Source organism: Bradyrhizobium sp. (assembly GCF_049691595.1).
Lineage (GTDB): Bacteria > Pseudomonadota > Alphaproteobacteria > Rhizobiales > Xanthobacteraceae > Bradyrhizobium.
Genome location: NZ_JBAVNZ010000603.1, coordinates 1 through 4,975, shown reverse-complemented (window position 1 = coordinate 4,975; position 4,975 = coordinate 1). Strand labels below are relative to the sequence as shown.

Here is a 4,975-nt window from a genome sequence, read left to right as displayed (position 1 = left end):
GCGCAGCATCCGGGGAACGGACTTCTGAGAAGGAACAATTCATCAGCATGTCATTCCGGGACGCGCCACTTGGCGCGGGCCCGGAATCCATAGCCACCATCGGGGGTATGGATTCCGGGCTCGCGCTACGCGCGCCCCGGAATGACGACCGAGAGAGTAAGCCCTTCCTATATCACCACCGGCGCGTCCGGCAGTTCGTTGCGGCCGCCGCCCTGGGCGGGGAAATGCGCCGCCAGCAGCCGCGACACCGCCTCGATGCCCTTGATGACGCCGCTCTGGAAACTTCCCGCTCGAAAATCTTTCTCCATCTCCACGCAAATCTTCTCCCACCCTTCGGCGCCGACCTTGGCATCGATGCCGCGATCGGCGACGATCTCGACGTCGCGGTCGGCGAGCAGGAGATAGATCAGCACGCCGTTGTTGTGCGCGGTGTCCCAGATGCGCAAATGGGAAAACAAATCCACCGCGCGTTCGCGCGCCGGCTGGTCGCGGAACAGCGGCGCGCCATCGAGCGCGCCTTCGACGACAAAGCGCACCTGGCCGGAATGCATCGCCTCGCCCGCCTTGATCGCCCGCTCGATCGCCGCCAGCACGTGTGGCGGAAACTGACGTCGCAGCCGCCAGCGGTGTTCGAGAAGGTGCCTGCCGATCCGCCTGACGCCCATCACCTACCACCTCCCCGACGCGCCGCCGCCGCCGAAACTACCACCGCCGCCGCTGAACCCGCCGCTGTCGCTCGAACCGCCGCCTCCTGACCAGGTGCCCCCGGACCAGCCGCCGCCGCGACGGCCCGCCGCCGGCGAGGAAATGGCGTCGCTGAACAGGACGAAGATCGACGCGATCAGGCCGGCCAGCGCGGCCGGGACGAAGGAGCCGAACAAATACCATGCGATCAGCGTCACCAGCCCGCCGGTCGCGGCCGAACCGACCAGCCGTCCCAGTATGCTGCGCATCAGACCGCCGAACAGCAATACCGGGATGATGAGGAAAGGATTGAACAGATCGAAATGTTCCGGCGAGGCCGCACCCGATCCTTGCCGCGGCTGCGGAGCTGGTAGCGCCTCGCCGTCGATCACCCGGATCATGCGGTCGATCCCGGCGGCAACGCCGCCTGCAAAATCGCCCGACCTGAACCTTGGCACGATCACCTCGTCGATGATGCGCCTCGAGGCGACGTCGGTGAGCGCGCCTTCGAGGCCGTAACCGACCTCGATGCGAAGGGCGCGGTCGTTCTTGGCGATGACCAAGAGCGCGCCGTCATCGATCCGCTTGCGCCCGATCTTCCAGGCTTCGGCGACCCTGATCGAATATTGCTCGATGGTTTCCGGCTCGGTGGTCGGCACGATCAGAACCGCGATCTGGCTGCCCTTCCGCGCCGAAAAACTCTTCAGCGTCTGCGTCAGCGACCCGATGTCGCCGCCCGAGAGCGTTGCGGTCTGATCGACCACCGGCCCCGTCAGCCGCGGCACCGCGACGTCGGCCAGCGTCGGAAAAACCCATCCCAGCAGCAGCGCAAGAATCAGGGCTCTTGCAGCGTTCATCACGGTCAATCGGGTTGTCGAATTATTTCGCCGGCGCCGCCGGTGCCGGTGCCGGGTTGAAATCGACCTTCGGCGCCTTCGAGATTTCCTTCTCGTTCTCGACCGAGAAATTCGGTTTTTCCCTGTAGCCGAACACCATTGCGGTCAGGTTGTTCGGGAAGGTGCGGATGCCGACATTATAGTCCTGCACCGACTTGATGTAGCGGTTGCGGGAAACCGTGATGCGGTTTTCGGTGCCTTCGAGCTGCGACATCAGATCCTTGAACAGCGCGTCGGATTTGAGCTGCGGATAGTTTTCGGTCACGACCAATAGCCTCGACAGCGCACTGGAGAGCTCGCCCTGCGCCGCGGTGAATTTCTGGAACGCGGCGGGGTCGTTCAGCACCTCTGGCGTCGCCTGGATGCTGCCGACCTTGGCGCGGGCGTTGGTGACGCCGAGCAGCACGTCCTTCTCCTGCTGGGCAAAACCCTTCACGGAATTGACGAGGTTGGGGACAAGGTCGGCGCGGCGCTGGTACTGGTTGACCACCTCCGACCAACTCGACTTGACCTGCTCGTCATTGGTCTGGATCGCGTTGTAGCCGCAATTGGTCAGGCTCAAACTCGCGAGCGCCGCCAGCACGGTCCATAATCTGCGCATCTTTTTCTCCCGCCAGGATTTTCGGCAAAGTATCAGAACGATACCACGGCCTGTAACCTTTTCTTCGTCATTCCGGGGCGTCCGAAGGACGAACCCGGAATCTTGTGCCAATCATCTCGGGATTCCGGGTCTGGGCCTAACGGCCCATCCCGGAATGACGGCTTGCCCTTTTGCGCTTCATTGCTCTTGCCTATCATTTGCCAGGATAACAACATGGCCTGATAACAATAAGGAAACGCGAGGGCGCATGAATTTCGAGACCATCATCGTCGAACGGCCGGAGCCGGCCATCGCGCGGATCGTGATGAACCGCCCGGAGGCGCGCAACGCGCAAAACCTGCAGATGACCTATGATCTCAACGCCGCCTTCGATTCCGCGGTGCAGGACGACGCGGTCAAGGTCATCATTCTCGCCGGCCAAGGTCCGCATTTTTCCTCCGGCCACGATTTGCGCCCCGGCGGCAAGAACGCGGCCGGCGTGGATTTTCCGCCGGTCGGAAACTGGGGCGGTTTTGCCGAGCCCAATGCCCATGGCCGCTTCGCGCGCGAGCAGGAGATTTATCTCCAGATCACCCGGCGCTGGCGCAATCTGGCAAAACCGACGATCGCCGAAGTGCACGGCAAATGCATCGCCGGCGGGCTGATGCTGGCCTGGGCCTGTGACCTGATCGTCGCAAGCCACGATGCGGAGTTCTGCGATCCGGTGGTGACCATGGGCGTCTGCGGCGTCGAGTGGTTCGTGCATCCCTGGGAACTCGGTCCGCGCAAGGCCAAGGAACTGCTGTTCACCGCCGACGTCTGGAGCGCGGAGGAAGCGCATCGGCTCGGCATGGTCAATCACGTCGTGCCAAGATCCGAGCTTTCGTCCTTCGTGATGCGGCTTGCGCAAAAGATCGCCGCAAAACCTTCCTTCGCGCTCAAACTGACCAAGGAGGCCGTCAATCGCTCGGTCGATATCATGGGACAGCCCGCGGCGATCGAGCAGGCATTTGCGCTGCATCAGCTATGCCATGCGCATAATCTGCAGGAATTCGGAATGGTGGTGGACCCCGCGGGCCTCCATCCCTCCGTCAGGAAACCGGCCGCAGCCAAGTAGATCAGATGGACCTTAACCAAAGCGACGAGCAGCGCCTGCTGCGCGAAAGTGCCGACCGCTTCGTGGCGGAAAATTTTGGCGTCGATCATCGCCGCCGCATCGCGGGCGAGCCGCTTGGCTTCAGCGCCGATATCTGGAAGCAGTTCGCCGATCTCGGCTGGCTGGCGCTGCCGGTTCCGGAAGACTATGGCGGACTCGGCGGCGGCGCGATCGAGATCGGCATTTTGATGGAAGCGTTCGGGCGCGGATTGGTCACCGAGCCTTATCTGTCGACGGTGGTGATCGGCGCGGCGCTGGTCACCGAATGCGGCACCGAGGCGCAGAAGCAGGCGATCCTGCCGAAAGTCGCCGACGGCTCGCTCCATCTGGCATTCGCGCATTCGGAACGCGCGGCGCGCTTCGATCTGGCGAAGGTCGCCGCGACGGCCACGAGAACCCCGCAGGGTTGGCGGCTCGACGGCCACAAGACCGCCGTGCTCGACGGCAACGCCGCGGGCCAGATCATCGTCTCCGCGCGCGTCACAGGTGACAATGGCAGGCCAGGAAAACTGTGCCTGTTTCTGGTGCCGTCGGCGACAACCGGCCTGACATTGCGGGATTTTTCCCGGCTCGGCGGTGGCCGCGCCTGCAATCTCGACCTTGGAGATGTTCGCCTTCCGGCCGACGCCCTGCTCGGCGAAGGCAAGGACGCCCTGCCGGGAATCGAATACGTCGTCGATCGCGCAATGGCCGCGCTCGGCGCCGAAGCCGTCGGCATCATGCAGACCCTGCTCGACGCCACGCTCGAATATACCAAGATGCGAAAACAGTTCGGAAAACCGCTGTCGGCCAATCAGGTGATCCGGCATCGCCTTGCAGACATGGCGATGCAATGCGACGAGGCCCGTTCGATGGCGCTGCGCGCCGCGCTGATGGCCGATGCCGAGCCGGTGGCGCGCGGCCGCGCCGCCTCCGGCGCCAAGGCCAAGATCGGCAAATGCGCGCGTTTCGTCGCCGAGCAATCGGTCCAGCTTCACGGCGCCATGGGCGTCACCGAAGAGCTCGAGATCGGTTCCTGCTTCAAGCGGCTGCTCGCCTTCGACACCCTGTTCGGCGGCAGCGCCCATCATTATCGCCGTCACGCCGCATTGGGCGGGCGGGCAACCGGTCACACCTGAGGAGCGCATCATGGATCTCACCTTCAGCCCCGAGGAGCGCGCCTTTGAGAAAGAAGTGCGCGACTTCATCGCCGCGAATCTGTCGACCGAAATGAAGCGCGCGCAGGCGCTGACGCCGTCGGTCTTCTCCGATCCCGACATCGGCATCGCCTGGCAGAAATCGCTGCACCGAAAGGGCTGGGGCGCGCCGGGATGGCCGGTGGAACATGGCGGGCCGGACTGGACCCCGGCGCAACGCTGGATCTTCGAGGCCGAATGCGCCCGCGCCGGCGTGCCGTCTGTCAATGTGATGGGCGTCAAGATGGTCGGCCCCGTCATCATCGGCTTCGGCTCGCCGGAGCAGAAGAATTTTTATTTGCCGCGGATTCTTTCAGGTGAGGATTACTGGTGCCAGGGCTATTCCGAGCCGGGCGCCGGTTCCGACCTTGCGTCGCTGAAGACCAGGGCGGTGCGCGACGGCGACGACTACCTCGTCAACGGCACCAAGATCTGGACCACCCATGCCCATCATGCCAACCGCATGTTCGCGCTGGTGCGCACC

6 protein-coding genes are annotated in these 4,975 nt (G+C 63.9%); 3 read left to right on the top strand and 3 right to left on the bottom strand.

Annotated elements, in window-relative coordinates:
- Positions 1 to 167 precede the first annotated feature (167 nt).
- The 3 genes from WCE35_RS24155 to WCE35_RS24145 are packed head-to-tail and all read right to left on the bottom strand — an operon-like array spanning position 168 to position 2,181.
- Positions 168 to 665 (bottom strand): TPM domain-containing protein, encoded by a 498-nt coding sequence (locus WCE35_RS24155; RefSeq protein WP_424595828.1) that lies wholly within the window; start codon positions 663 to 665, stop codon positions 168 to 170.
- A 3-nt stretch (positions 666 to 668) separates the two neighbouring features.
- Entirely contained in the window at positions 669 to 1,541 is an 873-nt protein-coding gene (locus tag WCE35_RS24150; RefSeq protein WP_424595827.1) for a TPM domain-containing protein, read from the bottom strand.
- Positions 1,542 to 1,563: 22 nt separating this feature from the next.
- Positions 1,564 to 2,181 carry a LemA family protein gene (locus WCE35_RS24145; RefSeq protein ID WP_424595826.1) on the bottom strand — a complete coding sequence of 206 codons (618 nt, stop codon included), beginning with the start codon at positions 2,179 to 2,181 and terminating at the stop codon, positions 1,564 to 1,566.
- 247 nt (positions 2,182 to 2,428) lie between these two features.
- Here WCE35_RS24145 and WCE35_RS24140 point away from each other — a divergent pair, with 247 nt between their 5' ends.
- From WCE35_RS24140 to WCE35_RS24130, 3 genes are all read left to right on the top strand, one after another.
- Entirely contained in the window at positions 2,429 to 3,277 is an 849-nt protein-coding gene (locus tag WCE35_RS24140; protein WP_424595825.1) for an enoyl-CoA hydratase, read from the top strand.
- Between the two features lie 5 nt (positions 3,278 to 3,282).
- Positions 3,283 to 4,434 (top strand): acyl-CoA dehydrogenase family protein, encoded by a 1,152-nt coding sequence (locus tag WCE35_RS24135; protein ID WP_424595824.1) that lies wholly within the window; start codon positions 3,283 to 3,285, stop codon positions 4,432 to 4,434.
- 10 nt (positions 4,435 to 4,444) lie between these two features.
- The coding region (locus tag WCE35_RS24130; protein ID WP_424595823.1) for an acyl-CoA dehydrogenase family protein at positions 4,445 to 4,975 on the top strand (531 nt) is incomplete at its 3' end.

Coding starts and splice junctions, on each gene's coding strand:
- WCE35_RS24155 (WP_424595828.1), bottom strand. CDS start 665: ATGGGCGTCAGGCGGATCGGCAGGCACCTTCTCGAACACCGCTGGCGG.
- WCE35_RS24150 (WP_424595827.1), bottom strand. CDS start 1,541: ATGAACGCTGCAAGAGCCCTGATTCTTGCGCTGCTGCTGGGATGGGTT.
- WCE35_RS24145 (WP_424595826.1), bottom strand. CDS start 2,181: ATGCGCAGATTATGGACCGTGCTGGCGGCGCTCGCGAGTTTGAGCCTG.
- WCE35_RS24140 (WP_424595825.1), top strand. CDS start 2,429: ATGAATTTCGAGACCATCATCGTCGAACGGCCGGAGCCGGCCATCGCG.
- WCE35_RS24135 (WP_424595824.1), top strand. CDS start 3,283: ATGGACCTTAACCAAAGCGACGAGCAGCGCCTGCTGCGCGAAAGTGCC.